We start from the raw sequence: 14,328 nt of genomic DNA on the forward strand, positions 1-14,328 counted from the left end.
ATTAGGGGGCCGTAGAGATAATGCAGTTTTTTTGCCCCGTCCAAGCCAGATTGGCGAAAACTGCCAAAATATACTGTATTTTGCAGGATTTTGCGCCATAGTCATCTATTTGGGCCAAAATTCCTGTACTTTTGCAGCTTTTCCGCCAAAGCAATCTGCCGGGAGGCGGGTGGCGCTGAAGGCGGAGCGCACAGACAGACCGGCGACAATTAGATGGATCGGCGGCGATTAGACGGAAGACGCGGTGCACACCGACGAACCGGCGGCGATTAGACGGAAGACGCGGTGCACGCCGACGGACCGGCGACAATTAGGATGGATGGCGGGGCGCACTGACGGACCGGCGGCGATTGGACGGATGGCGGGACGTACCGACGAACCGGTGGCGATTGGACGGATGGTGCGGACGGTTAGAAAAGAGAGAGCCGAGAACCGTCTTCGGGCGAATCGCCCGAAGACGGTCTTTCGGCTCTCTATCGTCTATTTACATGACAGCCTTCTTCTTGATGGCCGGTTGAATGAGCTGCGACGGCTCCGTATCCATGCCGGCGATCTTGCCGAGCAAATATACGAGCAGCTGTTGGTTATGGACGGAAATGCGGTCCAGCGATTCCCGAACGATCGAATCTCTGACGTTCACGCCTCTGGAAACTTCCGACTCGCCCTTCTCCGTCAGCGTCACCCATACGATCCGGCGGTCGCCGGCGTCGCGCGTCCGTTCGATCAGGCCGTTTCGCTCCATACGGTCAAGCAGTGTCGTTATGGCGGCAGGCGTAGTCGACAAATATTGGAGAAGATCGGACGGCTTCATCGGCTGGTGCTCCGCAAGCAGCTCCAGCACGTTCAACTGCCCTTCCGTCAGTCCGGGCGCCAATTCCTCCTCCAGCCTGATTTTCCACTCCTTCGTCAGCTTCATCCAAATTCGGGCAAATTGTTCCGACATCCTATCCGTCACCAACTTCCTATGATCGATTTTCTTATTATTATACCATGGCGTTTTGTCGAATAAAAGGTTAATGCAATTAATAATTTGCGCCATTAATCGACGAAAACGACGAACCATTTGACACGGGAAGACATAAATTGGCATATAGGCTGATGCCCCGGCTCGAAACCGATCGTTTCAAGGAGCGTGAACCAAAAGTGGACGACAAAAAAACGGAAATTGTTCGCAAAATTCGCGCGCTAGACATAATAAAAGACCCGCAATGGCTGGAAAAACCCGATGAACCGGTGCCATTGTGGGTCATGTTCGACGCCATTATTCAATTATTGGAGCGGCTCGATCCGCCCCATCGCCCTTATGATTGATGCCCGCCGCCTGCCAGCGGGAACAGCGCGATGACGGCATCGCCCTTCTCCAGCGGCACCAGCGAGCGTCCGACCGATTTCCGTTCTTCGATCGGCGCCTTCTCCGTCCATACCGTATGCTGCTGTCCGGACGCCGTCAGCACGACAAGCTCGCTAGCTTCCTTGCACCGGTAAGCGCCGGCCAGCGCGGTGCCGTTCGGCCGAACCCGCTTGCCTTCCTTGAACTCGAAGGTGGCGATACCTTTGCCTCCGCGACCCTGGACCGGGTAATCGACCAGCAGCGTCCGCTTGCCGAAGCCGAGATCGGACAATACGAGCAGTTCCCCTTCATCGTCCACCAGCTCCGCCGCCACGACTTCGTCGTTTTCCTTCAACTGGATGCCGCGTACGCCGCCGGCCGCCCGTCCCATCGCGTTCACTTCATTCTCCGCGAAGCGGATGGCCATTCCGTTCTTGGTGACGAGCAGCACATGCTGCCTGTTGTCCGACGGCAGGACGCGCACCACCTCATCGCCGTCCGCCACTTTGCACGCCGTTATCGCAATCGACCGCGTCGTCGCGTATTCCGCCAGCTCGGTCCGCTTCACCTGTCCGCGTTTCGTGAAGAACAGCAGCGACCGGCCGGGAACGTTGAAATCTTTGACCGGCACGACGCTGACGATCGCGTCGTCTTTCGGAAGCGGCACGACATTGACAAGCGCGGTCCCCGTTTCCTTCCACTTGAACTCCGGTATTTGATGGACCGGAAGCAGGAAGTACTGCCCCTTTCGCGTAAAAAGAAGCAGATTGTCCAGCGTATTGACTTCGAACAGATGGCGTACCGTATCGCCTTCCTTGACGCCCCCGCCCAACCATTCTCCTCCGGAACGGGTAAACGAAAGCATGCTGGTCCGCTTGATATAACCGTCCTGGCTGAGCGTCACGAGCACATCCTCGGAATTGACGATCACCTCGAGGTTGACTTTCAGCTCCTCGACTTCGCTCTGAATTTCCGACCGCCGGTCGATGCCGTATTTGTCGCGAATTTCCTGCAGCTCGTCCCGAATAACGCCGAGCAGTTTTTTCTCGCTTTTCAAAATCCCGTTCAAGTAATCGATTTTTTCTTGACGTCCTTCAGCTCTTTCTCCAGCGTCACGATTTCGAGATTGGTCAGCCGGTACAGCTGCAAGGTCAGAATCGCGTCCGCCTGCCGTTCGGTAAACCCGAAATTCGCCACCAAATTGTTTTGGGCATCCTGCCGGTTTTTCGACGCTTTAATGGTCGCGATGACGTCGTCCAGCAGATTCAGCGCCTTGACGAGCCCTTCCAGCACATGCGCGCGGTCTTCCGCCTTCTCCAGCTCGTATTGGGAACGGTAGGTGACGACTTCCTTCTGATGATCGATATAGGCGCTCAGCATCTCCTTCAGGCCGAGCTGCCGCGGCGTCTTGTTGACGATCGCCACCATATTGAAATTGTACGTGACTTGCAGGTCGGTTTTTTGAGCAAATACGCCAAAATTCCGTTGGCGTCGGCGTCCTTCTTCAGCTCGACGACGATGCGGAGGCCTTCGCGGCCGCTTTCGTCGCGAACCTCGGCGATGCCTTCGACTTTTTTCTCCAGGCGGATATTTTCCATCGCCGTGACGAGGCGGGATTTTACTACCTGGTACGGAATTTCCGTAATGACGATTTGCCGTTTGCCCCCGCGCAGCTCCTCGATATCCGTCTTCGCCCGGATATAGATGCGCCCTTTGCCGGTCGAATACGCTTCCCGGATGCCGTCGCCGCCCATAATGAGCCCGCCTGTCGGAAAATCCGGACCTTTGACGATCGCCATCAGCTCCTCCAGCGTCGTATCCGGATTTTGCATAATGGCGATGCAGGCATCGATCACTTCGCGCAAATTATGGGGCGGAATTTCCGTCGCGAAACCCGACGAGATGCCGCTGACGCCGTTGACGAGCAGGTTCGGATACCGGGACGGCAAGACGACCGGCTCTTTCGTCGTATTATCGAAGTTGTCCTTGAACTGCACCGTCCGCTTGTCGATATCGCGCAGCAGCTCCATCGCGATCGGCGACAGACGCGCTTCGGTGTAACGCATGGCGGCTGCCGGGTCGTCATCCAGCGAGCCCCAGTTGCCATGCCCGTCGATCAGCACATGGCCCATCTTCCACGGCTGGGCCATCCGCACCATGCCCTCGTAAATGGAGGCGTCGCCGTGCGGATGATAATTGCCCATCACGTCGCCGACCGTCTTCGCGGACTTGCGGTACGGCTTATCCGGCGTATTGCCGGAATCGTACATCGCGTACAGAATTCTCCGCTGCACCGGCTTCAGCCCGTCACGCACGTCGGGGATCGCGCGGTCCTGAATAATATATTTGGAATACCGGCCGAATCGGTCCCCTACGACCTCCTCGAGGAACGCCGGCAAAAATTGCTCCAAGATGCTCACTATCGTTCCCCCCTTATCTTTCCAGACCGTTCATTGCCGCCACTATTCTTCATACTCCGTAAAGTCGACGTTTTCGATAATCCACTTTTTCCGCGGATCGACCTTGTCGCCCATCAGCGTCGAGACGCGGCGCTCGGCCTTGGCGGCGTCTTCGATCTGAACCTGAAGCAGCGTCCGCGTTTCGGGATTCATCGTCGTTTCCCACAGCTGTTCCGGGTTCATCTCCCCCAGCCCCTTGTAGCGCTGAAGCTCGCTGTTTTTGCCGAACTCCTTCAAATAATTTTGAAGCTGCTCGTCCGTCCACGCGTACCGGACCGTATTCAGCTTGCCGCTTTTTCGCGATATTTTATACAGCGGCGGCTGGGCGATATAGATCCGGCCCGCATCGATGAGCGGCTTCATATACCGGTAGAAAAAGGTGAGCAGCAGCACCTGAATGTGCGCGCCGTCCGTATCGGCGTCGGTCATAATAATAATTTTGCCGTAGTTGCAGTCCTCGATCTCGAACTCCGAGCCTACGCCGGCGCCGATGGCGGCGATAATCGCCTTGTATTCGTCGTTCTTCAGGATGTCGGCCAGCTTCGCTTTCTCCGGATTCATCGGCTTGCCCTTGAGCGGCAATATCGCCTGGTGGCGGGAATCCCGTCCCTGCTTCGCCGAACCGCCCGCCGAATCGCCTTCCACGATAAACAGCTCGTTGCGGGCGCTGTCTTTCGACTGCGCGGGCGTCAGCTTGCCGCCCAGGTTGGAGCTTTCGCTCTTTTTGCGGCCGCTGCGGATTTCGTCCCGCGCCTTGCGGGCCGCTTCGCGCGCCTTCGACGCCTGTATCGCTTTCTTGATGAGCGTCTGCCCGATCTGCGGATTTTCCTCCAGAAATACCTGCATCTTTTCCGAGACGACGGCGTCCACGACACTGCGGGCGATCGCACTGCCGAGCTGGTCCTTCGTCTGGCCGACGAATTCGACCTCGGCCATCTTCACGTTGATGACGGCCATCATCCCTTCGCGCAAGTCGTTGCCGTCCAAATTTTTGTCTTTCTCCTTCAGCAGCGACGTCTTGCGGGCGTATTCGTTCATGACGCGGGTGTACGCCGTCTTGAAGCCGGTCTCGTGCGTTCCGCCGCCGCGCGTCGGAATCGAGTTGACGAATGAGGCGATCGTTTCCGTGTAGCCGTCGTTGTATTGCAGCGCCACCTCAACCTCGATATCGTCTTTCTCCGCCATAAAATGGATCGCCTCGTGAAGCACCGACTTGCCCTCGTTCAGAAATTGCACGAACTGGCGGGCGCCGCCTTCGTAATGAAAGACGTCCTGGTTGCCGCTGCGCTCGTCCCGCAGCGTCACCTTGAGGCCCGAATTGAGAAACGCGATTTCCTGCAGCCGCTCCGCCAGCGTATCGTAATTGACGTTGATGTTGCCGTGAAAGACGCGCGGGTCCGGCTTGAACGTCACCTTCGTTCCCGTCCGGTTCGTATTTCCGATCACTTCAAGACCGGTCACCGGTTCGCCGACATGCTCTTTGCCCTCGTCGTCCACCCAATATTCGAACCGCTGTCTATGTATTTTGCCATCGCGGTAAATTTCGACCTCCAGCCACTCCGACAGCGCGTTGGTGACGGAAGCGCCGACGCCGTGCAGACCGCCGGATTTTTTGTAGCCGCCGCCTCCGAACTTGCCTCCCGCGTGCAGAATGGTATAGACAACCTGCGGCGTCGGGATGCCGATTTTGTGCATGCCCGTCGGAATGCCCCGGCCGTTGTCCCTGACCGTGATCGACCCGTCCTTATGAATCGTGACGTCGATCGCGTCGCAAAATTTCGCCAGATGCTCGTCCACCGCATTGTCGACGATTTCCCATATCAGATGATGCAGCCCGGAGCTGCTCGTGCTGCCGATATACATGCCCGGCCGCTTGCGGACGGCGGTCAGTCCTTCCAGTACTTGTATGTCATCGGCTTCGTATTGACGATCGGATGAAGCGGAAGCCATTTGTTGATCAAACAAATCCAATTGCTCAGCCATACGCGTCCTCCTTGTCGAAGTTGAGCCTCAACCATTTTAATTCAAGATGTCCTGCTTCGTAAAGACGCCGAAGGACACGACGAGCGCCGCAGCCGCCCAAACCGCAAGCACCGCAAGCGAAAAGACGAGCGACATCCCTTCGATCGGCGGCGGCGTGCCGTCCAAATAATTGGTCAGCTGCAGATTGACGCTGAACACATATTTCGCGGTTTCCCATGAGGAAGACATATTGGCCAGTATGCTCCCGGCGATGACCGCAGCCATCATCGTCACGATGCTGGCCGCGGTGCTGCGGACGAGCACCGATACCATCAGCGCCAGCATCGCCACGGTCATGGCCGAAAACCAGACCAGTCCGGCCTGCATGATCATGAATTGCCATTGCGGAACGGCGTGCACGAACGTGCTGTCGACTTCGGAGCCGTTAATTTGAAAGCCGGTGAACACCGGCATGGTCCACCCATCGTAGCCGAATACGAGCCCGGAAATCAAGTAGCAGAGCAAGGCGGTCGTCACCACGATCAACGATACGTAGAGCGTCAGGGCCACCAGCTTGCTGAATAAAATTTTCCAGCGGCGGACCGGCCGCGTCAGCAGCATCTTGATCGTGCCGGACGAGCGCTCGCCCGACACGAGATCGGATGCGATCGCGAGCACCATAAGCGGAATGAACATCGTTACCGCGTTGTTCATAAATCCGCGGGTAAACGTCACCGCATTCGGCGCATTCGGATTGATGTCGCGCTCCAAATAATATTGAAGCTGCTGGATCGCCACGCGCCTGTACCGCTTCCACTCCTCGGGTATGCGGTCGCTTGCCAGCGTATTCTGGTAATCGGCGATTTGCTGGATCATCTGGCTGCGCCAGTCTTTGAACTTCTCCGCATTGTTGCGCGACACGGTCAGCTGCGCGTAGGTGAAAACCGGAATGAGCACGACCAGAATCAGCACGATGACGAAGAACCGTTTCTTTTTCCAGATTTTCAGCGTCTCGTTCTGGATGAGCGGCAGCATCTCATTCACGGCTATCGTCCTCCGTCATGCTCAGAAACAGCTCCTCAAGCGTCGGCGCCTGCCGCTGCACCCCGCGCACGCCGATTCCCCGCTTCGCAAGCTTCTCGACCGCCGCCGGGATCCGTTCCGCCGGCATCGTCGTCACGATCGGTTCGCGCATGCCGGCCAGCACGCCTTCGTCGATCCGGTGCTGTCCCTCGGAGACGAACGCGACGCCGGGTATTTCCGCCAGCAGCCGCTTCCCCTCCTCCGTCCGGTCGAGCTGCCAGATGACGTACGAGCCGGCCTGCGCGATCAGCTCTTCCACCTCGCCGACCGCCAGCACCCGGCCTTTGTTAATGATCGCGACCCGGTCGCACATTAATTGAATTTCGCTGAGCAGATGGCTCGAGATGAACAGGCTGAGACCGTTGTCGGCCAACATGCGGACGAAGGCGCGCAGTTCTTTGATCCCTTTCGGATCCAGACCGTTCGTCGGCTCGTCGAGAATAAGCAGCTTCGGCCGTCCCAGCAAAGCCTGGGCGATGCCGAGCCGCTGCCGCATCCCGAGCGAATACGTTTTGACCTTGTCGAATATCCGGTCCTCCAGGCCGACGATATCCGCCACCTCGCGGATGCGCGCGGCATCGATCCCTTTCACCATGCGGGCGAAATGCTCCAGATTTTCCCATCCGGTCATGTAATCGTACATCTCCGGGTTTTCCACAATGCAGCCGACATGGCGAAGCGCCAGCTCGGGATGGCGGACGACGTTGTCGCCGCAGATCAAGATTTCCCCTTCCGTCGGCCGGATCAGATTGACCAGCATCCGGATCGTCGTCGTCTTGCCGGAGCCGTTCGGCCCGAGAAATCCGAATATTTCGCCGGCCCGAACGTCGAAGGTGACGTCGTGGATAATCCACTTGCCTCTAATTTTTTGCGGAGTCCCCTCACCGACAGCACCGTCTCCCGTCCGCCGGCCGCGCGCTCCGATCCGCCGACCGGACCGGGAATAACGGACAGCCTCGTCGTCGTTCCCATATGAGATCCCCCTTCGATTATTTCAGCGATTGCATAATGCGCGCCGCGATCTGCGCGTAACCGTCATGATTCGGATGAAAATGGTCCGGGGACAAGTAATCGCCGATTCTGCTCTCGAACAAGTCGAACGTCGGAATCATCTGCATTTGCGGATACCGGTGGATCAAGGCGTAAGCCCGCTCGTTCCATTGCTGCACCTGCAGGCTGCCGTCCCGCATCTCCATCAAATCGTAGAACGGATTGTACAGGCCGACGTAGACGACCGTCGCATTCGGATTCAGCCTGTTCAGCAGCGACAGCACTTCCTCGAACCGCTTCAGCGCTCCGGGGAGCATCCGCTCCAGCCGCTGCGGATCGATCACGTCCCCTTCTTCCTCGGCTCCCGACTGGGCATGCTGGAACAGATCGTTGCCGCCGATCGTCAGCAGAATGAGATTCGCTTGACGAATCGCATAGCGGTATCCGCTGTCGCGCTTCAGCTTCTCGAGCAACTGATCGGTGCGCATTCCGGCCACCGCCAGATTGTTCAAGAGCTTCACTGGTTTGTCCCAAAGGTCCGAGAGGCCGTTTACGACTTGCCGGACATAGCCCTCGCCTGTCGCATCGCCCGTTCCTTTGGTCAGCGAATCGCCGATCGCCACGACGTTCACTTCGGCCGCCTCCGCCAAACCCGGCTGCGACGCTTCCGGCGACGGTTTCGTCGCCTCAGCCGGCGCCGGAAGACGCGGATTCAGCATGTCTTGCAACGCATAGACGAAGCCGCCCAGGAGCAGCAGCGTTGCAGCCAGCGCGGTCAGCCCGACGATGCGCCATAATCTCGCGGAACTCGTGGAACGATACAACGCATGTAGTCCCCCTTTCCGAAAAGGATGATCCGCCCTTCGTTTCTTCGCCATGCTTTATACTTAATAAAATAATAGTTCCGTTCGCAATTTGCAAATCATACCACCGATTAATCGAGCGGGTCTGCGCCGAACGAAACGGAAAAAGGCCGGAGACGGAGCATCGGTCGACGCGGTTTCCGGCCGGGCTGCGTGCGGTTTCCGGCTGGCTCCTGCGGGCTGCAGCCCGATTAGCAGCCGGGTTTTCGAGCAGGCGCGGCCGGGTCTCGAGCAGGGCTGCGCCCGGCTCGGGCGGAACGCCGAGCAGGTTGCGGCCAGGTCTCCGGACCGCCGATCGACCTGGCGTTTCCGCCGCCCGCCGCAGCCGGCGGTTGGCGATACCGTCGCGGTCAGCCGGTCAGTCGTACTCCAGCGTCAGGCTTTCGGCCGCCTGGCGGGCAAGCGCCCGGGCTTCTTCCGTATTGCCGGCGGTGCTGAGCGCCACGGCCATCCGTCTGCCGGTCTTCGTCACCGGCTTGCCGAACAGACGCACCTGCGTGTTCGGCAAAGCAAGCGCCCGCTCCACGCCGCCGATCCGAAACGACTCCGCATCCCGGTCCGCCTTCAGCGTATGCGAGGCGCCGGGTGTCAGCAGCCGGATCGCCGGCACCGGAAAGCCGAGCACGGCCCGGACGTGCAGCGCGAATTCCGACAAATCCTGCGTCGCCATCGTGACCATTCCGGTATCGTGGGGACGGGGCGACACTTCGCTGAAGAGCACGCCAGCCTTGGTCAAAAACAGCTCCACGCCGTATATGCCGTACCCGCCAAGCGCATCCGTCACGGCGCGGGCAATCGCCTCCGCTTCTTCCCGCTCCCGGTCGGTCAGCGCGTGCGGCTGCCACGACTCGATATAGTCGCCGTCCTTCTGCACATGGCCGATCGGCGCGCAGAACGCGGTGCCGGAAACGGACCGGACGGTTAGCAGCGTTATTTCCGACTCGAACGTGACGAACCCTTCGACGATGACGCGCCCCTTCTTCGCCCGTCCGCCCTCCATCGCATAATTCCAGCAAGCTTCGATTTCCGTCTCGGCCCGGCAGATGGACTGCCCTTTGCCGGAAGAGCTCATAATCGGCTTGACCACGCAAGGCGTGCCAAGCTCGGCCACGGCCGCTCGCAGCTCGTCCAGCGTGTCGGCGAACCGGTACGGCGCGGTCGGCAGCCCGAGCTTCTCGGCCGCCAGCCGGCGGATTCCTTCGCGGTCCATCGTCAGCCGGGCGGCGGCGGCCGTCGGCGCTACCCGGTAGCCTTCGCGCTCCAGCTCGACAAGCGTGTCGGTCGCGATCGCCTCGATCTCCGGCACGATCACGTCCGGCCGCTCCTCCTCGATAACGCGTCGCAGCGCTTCGCCGTCCAGCATGTCGACGACATAGGCGCGATGGGCGACCTGCATCGCCGGAGCGTTCGCGTACCGGTCGACCGCAATCGTCTCCACGCCGAGCCGCTGCGCCTCGATAACCGCTTCTTTGCCGAGTTCGCCCGCGCCGAGCAGCATCATTTTGCGGGCCTTTGCTGTCAATGGTGAACCGTAACCGTTAAACAAGAAAAAAAACCTCCTCGGAAGATAAGTCCGCGCCGGCTAAGCCCATACGCAAGCCAACGCAGATGCTTGTTTCTTCCATTGTGGAGGTTTGCTTTCTAAAAATCAAGGATAATCAAGCCGAAAGGAAACGGTATTGCGCTTCGATCAGCCCGTAATAAACGCCTCGATGGGCCATCAGCTCGTCATGGTTGCCCTGCTCGACGATACGACCGTGGTCGAGCACGACGATCGTATCGGCATGGCGGATCGTCGACAGCCGGTGCGCGATAATGAAGGAGGTGCGTCCCTGAAGCAGCGTCTTGAGCGCTTCCTGAATGCGCAGCTCGGTTTCCGTATCGATGCTGGCCGTCGCCTCGTCGAGAATAAGAATGCGCGGGTCCGCCAGCAGCGCCCGGGCAAACGAGAGCAGCTGCCGCTGCCCCATCGACAGCACGTTGCCGCGCTCCTGCACCTCGGTGTCGTAACCGTCGGGCAGCGACATGATGAAATCGTGGGCGCGAACCGCTTTCGCCGCCTCCTCCACTTCCTCGTCGGTCGCATCGAGCCGGCCGAACCGGATGTTGTCGCGAATCGTGCCGGAGAAAATAAACGTATCCTGCAGCACGATGCCGACCTGGGAGCGCAGACTCTCGATCGTGACGTCGCGAATGTCCTGTCCGTCGACGAGCACCCGTCCCTGCACCGGATCGTAGAAACGGCACAGCAGGTTGATGATCGTGCTCTTGCCGGAACCGGTATGGCCGACAAGCGCGATCGACTGTCCCGCCTTGACGTCAAGCGAGATGCCTTTGAGCGCCGGCCGGTCTTTCTCGTATTCGAACACGATGCTGTCGAACGTGACGTCGCCGCGAATCGGCGGCAGCTTGCGCGCGTTGGGCAGCTCGCCGACCGTCGGCTTTTCGTCCATAAATTCGAATATCCGCTCCGACGAAGCCATGGCGATCAGCAGCTGGGAGTACATCTGGCCGAGACGGTTGATCGGCTCCCAGAAGTTGCCGATATAGTTCGCGAAGCCGACCAGCAGGCCGATCGTCAGTTCCTGTTGCTGGATAAGCACCGAGCCGTACCAGAACAGGATGAACGTGCCGACCGCCGCCGTCAGCTCGATGATCGGTCCGAACGTCTGGTTCAGCGCGGACGCTTTGTTCCATGCCTTGTTGTTGATCGTGTTCATATGGTGAAAGAAACGGATATTGTCCTTTTCCTGCACGTACGCCTGCGTCACCTTGATGCCCTGAATGCATTCGTTCAAGTGCGAGTTGATGCGCGACTGCTTCATGCGCACATCCTGCCAGGCGAACCGGATCCGCTTCCGCAGCGCGCTCGAGACGACGAACATGAGCGGAACGGTAATCATGACGGCAAGGCCGAGCTTGAAGTTCCACGCCAGCAAAATGATAACGATGCCGACAAGCTGTACGCAGTCCATCATCAGGTTGACGACGCCGTTCGTGAACAGATCCTGCAGCGCGTTCACGTCGTTCGTGATCCGCACAAGCACCGAACCGGCCGGCCGCTTGTCGAAGAAGCGGAACGACAGCTTCTGAATGTGCCGGAACAGTGCGTGGCGCAAATCGTAAATCACTTTTTGGCCGATAATGTTCGTGAACCGGATCCGGAACGTGTTGGCTGCCCACTGAATAATATATAAACCTAGCATGAGGCCGGCATACATGAACAGCTTGCCTTTGTCCGGCTCGCCGGATACCGGCTGGATCGCCTCGTCGATCGCCAGCATGACGATCGCCGGGATGGCGAGCCGCGTCAGCGTGCCGAGCACCATCATGGCAATGACGAGCGGCAGCAGCTGCTTCCGGTAAGGCTTCATATAAGTGAACAGGCGAGCGACCTGCTTCCAGTTGAACGGCTTCTCGATGACGTCGTCATCCTGGTAGACGAACCGCTCCCGTTTGTCGAAGTTCTGGGCGGACGATTGCTTCTCCCCGCCGCCCCGGTTCTTCTCCGCTTCGCTCACTGCGCGACTCTCCTCTCTACTTGCTGTACGACGTCTTGCTGTACGACGTCCTCCCGGTCCGGACGGTCGGCATACTGGATATTGTACGTGTCCAGATAATGGCCGGGCACCGAAATGAGTTCTTCGTGCGTGCCCCGCTGAATGACGTTGCCATCTTCGAGCACGATGATTTCGTCGGCATGGCGCAGCGACGAAATGCGATGCGCGATGATGAACGTCGTCCTTCCGGCCATCAGTTCCTTGAAGCCGGCCTGGATTTCGTGCTCCGTCTCCATGTCGACGGCGCTCGTCGCGTCGTCCAGCACGAGAATGCGCGGATTTTTGATCAGCGCGCGGGCGATGGCGATCCGCTGCTTCTGGCCGCCGGACAGCCCCATTCCCCGTTCGCCGACGACCGTATTGTAGCCATCGGGCAGCTCCATGATGAAATCATGCGCTTTGGCCAGCTTGGCGGCCCGTTCGATCTGCTCCATCGTCACGTCCTTGACCCCGTAAGCGATATTGTCACGAATCGAGGCGGAGAACAGGAACGTTTCCTGGAACACCGGCGCGATCTGGCTGCGCAGGCTTTCGAGGTCCAGCTCCCGGATATCGATGCCGTCCAGCGTAATACGGCCCTTGCGGACATCGTAGGCGCGCATCAGCAGCTGAATGACGGTCGACTTGCCGGAACCGGTCGCGCCGAGCAGGCCGATGACCGTACCGGGCTTGGCGTCGACGGAAAAATCTTTCAGGGCGGGCGCCTTGTCCGGGTAATGGAAAGTTACGTTCTCGAAGCGGACATGTCCTTTCACCTGATCGTCCTTCAAGACGATCGCGTTGTCGGCGTTGCGGATGTGAATATACTCGTTCAGCAGTTCCAGCACCCGTTCGCCGGAAGCTTTCGACTGGGTATAGTTGTTAATATGGAAGCCGATGCCCCACATCGGACCGATGATGTACCAGATCATGCTGAAAAATGCGACCAGTTCGCCGAGCGACAATTGCCCGTTGATAACATACAGACCGCCGACGACGAGCAGAATGACCGGCGACAGGTTGGCCACGAGCTCCATCACCGGAAAGTATTTCGCCCAGATGAGCGCGGCGCCGACCTGATTCGTTTGATACGCCTGGCTTCGGATCGAAAATTTGTCAACCTCGTAGGGTTCTCTGGCGAACGACTTGACCGTGCGCACCCCGGTAATGTTCTCCTGAACCGCCGTCGTCAGGTTGCTCATCGCCCGCCGCATCTCCCGGAATGCCGGATGGATGTTCCGTTCGAAGCGGATCGCCGTGTAAGCCAGAAACGGAATGGTTATCAGCGTAATGAGCGTGAGCTGCCAGTGAATCGACAGCATCATGGCTGCGCCGAACGCGATCATCAAAACCATGTTGAGAATTTGCGCGAAGCCGAATCCGATAAAGTTGCGGATGGCCTCGAGGTCGGCGGTCAGCCGCGACATCAGGTCGCCCGTCTTCGCCTTGTCATAGTACTGGAACGACAAATACTGCAGCTTGTTGTAGCAGGCATTGCGCAGGTTGAAGGCGACGCGGTTGCCGAGCCTTCCGCCGCACAGCCCGTGCAGAAACTGCATGCTCCCTTTCAGGGCGACAACGCCGACGACCGACAGCGCGAGCGCGGGCACAAGATCGAACCTTTCCGCAATGATAACATCGTCGATCAGAAACCGCAGCAAGTTCGGGTACACAAGCCCGAGCGCCGTCGCGCAGGTGAGGCAGATGATCGAAACGAACAACAGCTTGCGTTCCGACCAATAAAATGCCTTGAGCTGCCTGAATACGTCCAACTGAAACTCCCTCTCCTCGTTTCATTTTGTAAGCATGAATGAATATTATCAGCATCGTGTAACAACGGCAAACATAGGAAATTTCCGTATTTTACATTGTGCGTGCTTCCGTTCGCAATTGGAATCAAGTTTTGGGTGTATTCTCCAAAATAAGGCGAATACGTGTTCAACATCCCGGTATTGCTCAATTTTTTGCGCGAATTAACGGTAAAAATAAAAAAAGAAAATTTCATCCTCTTTACGGCTTCCCCTCAACAACACCCGTCCCGAAAAACGCCTTCCAGCAATCCGGGTTCCCCATAATAGAATGTGAACGTCAAATCGCCTTCA

Annotated in this window: 9 protein-coding genes and 2 pseudogenes; 1 reads left to right on the forward strand and 10 read right to left on the reverse strand. The window is 58.4% G+C overall.

What is annotated here, in order from left to right:
* Positions 1-484: 484 nt before the first annotated feature.
* Positions 485-943 carry a MarR family winged helix-turn-helix transcriptional regulator gene (locus PACILC2_RS17660; protein ID WP_062492830.1) on the reverse strand — a complete coding sequence of 153 codons (459 nt, stop codon included), beginning with the start codon at positions 941-943 and terminating at the stop codon, positions 485-487.
* 200 nt (positions 944-1,143) lie between these two features.
* Here PACILC2_RS17660 and PACILC2_RS17665 point away from each other — a divergent pair, with 200 nt between their 5' ends.
* Complete coding sequence (locus PACILC2_RS17665) at positions 1,144-1,311, forward strand: hypothetical protein (RefSeq protein ID WP_201024014.1); 168 nt, start codon at positions 1,144-1,146, stop codon at positions 1,309-1,311.
* Here PACILC2_RS17665 and PACILC2_RS29460 read toward each other — a convergent pair.
* The 9 genes and pseudogenes from PACILC2_RS29460 to PACILC2_RS17705 all read right to left on the reverse strand — a co-directional run bounded on the left by PACILC2_RS29460 (position 1,302) and on the right by PACILC2_RS17705 (position 13,998).
* Complete coding sequence (locus tag PACILC2_RS29460; protein ID WP_372447165.1) at positions 1,302-2,399, reverse strand: DNA gyrase C-terminal beta-propeller domain-containing protein; 1,098 nt, start codon at positions 2,397-2,399, stop codon at positions 1,302-1,304. The genes PACILC2_RS17665 and PACILC2_RS29460 overlap by 10 nt on opposite strands.
* A pseudogene (locus tag PACILC2_RS29465) lies at positions 2,396-3,600 on the reverse strand (DNA gyrase subunit A). The gene PACILC2_RS29460 and the pseudogene PACILC2_RS29465 overlap by 4 nt, the downstream one beginning before the upstream one ends.
* 192 nt (positions 3,601-3,792) lie before the next feature.
* Complete coding sequence (gene parE / locus PACILC2_RS17675; protein ID WP_062492827.1) at positions 3,793-5,772, reverse strand: DNA topoisomerase IV subunit B; 1,980 nt, start codon at positions 5,770-5,772, stop codon at positions 3,793-3,795.
* A gap of 36 nt (positions 5,773-5,808) precedes the next feature.
* Positions 5,809-6,795, reverse strand: coding sequence for an ABC transporter permease (locus PACILC2_RS17680; RefSeq protein WP_062492826.1), 987 nt, complete (start codon positions 6,793-6,795; stop codon positions 5,809-5,811).
* A pseudogene (locus tag PACILC2_RS17685) lies at positions 6,788-7,806 on the reverse strand (ABC transporter ATP-binding protein). The gene PACILC2_RS17680 and the pseudogene PACILC2_RS17685 overlap by 8 nt, the downstream one beginning before the upstream one ends.
* Positions 7,807-7,823: 17 nt before the next feature.
* Positions 7,824-8,648 carry a GDSL-type esterase/lipase family protein gene (locus PACILC2_RS17690; protein WP_244863605.1) on the reverse strand — a complete coding sequence of 275 codons (825 nt, stop codon included), beginning with the start codon at positions 8,646-8,648 and terminating at the stop codon, positions 7,824-7,826.
* A 397-nt stretch (positions 8,649-9,045) separates the two neighbouring features.
* The gene (gene purT, locus PACILC2_RS17695; RefSeq protein WP_280515337.1) at positions 9,046-10,233 is read right to left on the reverse strand and encodes a formate-dependent phosphoribosylglycinamide formyltransferase; all 1,188 of its coding nucleotides are present in this window, start codon (positions 10,231-10,233) and stop codon (positions 9,046-9,048) included.
* A 112-nt stretch (positions 10,234-10,345) separates the two neighbouring features.
* On the reverse strand, positions 10,346-12,208 hold the full coding sequence (locus PACILC2_RS17700) for an ABC transporter ATP-binding protein (RefSeq protein WP_213529821.1): 1,863 nt from the start codon (positions 12,206-12,208) through the stop codon (positions 10,346-10,348).
* A complete protein-coding gene (locus PACILC2_RS17705) occupies positions 12,205-13,998 on the reverse strand; it encodes an ABC transporter ATP-binding protein (RefSeq protein WP_062492821.1) in 1,794 nt (597 codons plus the stop codon). The genes PACILC2_RS17700 and PACILC2_RS17705 overlap by 4 nt, the downstream gene beginning before the upstream one ends.
* Positions 13,999-14,328: the final 330 nt, after the last annotated feature.

It is taken from the genome of Paenibacillus cisolokensis, assembly GCF_018403665.1.
Lineage (GTDB): Bacteria > Bacillota > Bacilli > Paenibacillales > Paenibacillaceae > Paenibacillus_AH > Paenibacillus_AH cisolokensis.

What these genes read in the sequence shown, in the direction of transcription:
- PACILC2_RS17660 (WP_062492830.1), bottom strand. Translation starts at nt 943, where the DNA reads ATGTCGGAACAATTTGCCCGAATTTGGATGAAGCTGACGAAGGAGTGG.
- parE (WP_062492827.1), bottom strand. Translation starts at nt 5,772, where the DNA reads ATGGCTGAGCAATTGGATTTGTTTGATCAACAAATGGCTTCCGCTTCA.